Source organism: Mesorhizobium sp. M7D.F.Ca.US.004.01.2.1 (assembly GCF_003997785.1).
Lineage (GTDB): Bacteria > Pseudomonadota > Alphaproteobacteria > Rhizobiales > Rhizobiaceae > Mesorhizobium > Mesorhizobium loti.
This window is the reverse complement of the sequence record NZ_RZRQ01000758.1, coordinates 1-505: the sequence shown is the minus strand read 5'-3', so window position 1 is coordinate 505 and position 505 is coordinate 1. Positions and strand designations below refer to the sequence as shown.

1 protein-coding gene is annotated in these 505 nt (G+C 67.1%); it reads right to left on the bottom strand.

The features are described 5' to 3' along the window. Positions 1–505, bottom strand: a 505-nt coding sequence (locus tag EN993_RS37295) for a cadherin-like domain-containing protein (RefSeq protein WP_164758101.1), incomplete at both ends; no start/stop codon positions are given.

Genomic DNA, 505 nt, shown 5'->3' with positions numbered 1-505 from the left:
CCCGCTACCGTCCGCAAGGCCCTTCTCGTCGACGACAGCGGTCGCGTCGACCGCCGGCGTCCCGCCGGTCGGCGTCACCGTGACCGTCGGTATCGAATCCGCCACCAGGGTAATCGTCGCCGTCGCCTGTGAGGTGTCTCCGTCGCCATCCTTGATCGTGTACGAGAAGCTCACCGGAACCTGTTCGCCAGCGCCAGGCGTGTAGGTGAACGTGCCGTTCCCGTTGTTCACCAGGATGCCCGAGCCGCTCAGGCTGCCGGCAACCAGCGTCACCGTGCTCGCCAGCACCCCGTCGGCGCCATGCACGTCGTTGGCGAACACGTCGATCGTGACCGGCGCATTCTCCGTCGCCTGCGTCTGACCGTCGTTGACCGCATGCGGCCCGTCATCGTTGACCTTGACGGTCAGCGAGGCATTGGCCGTGTCGTTGTCGCTGTCGGTGACCTTCACCGCAAAGTTTTCCCCGGTCGCCTGGTCGGCGGCCCCGGTCGCGGCAGGATTGGGG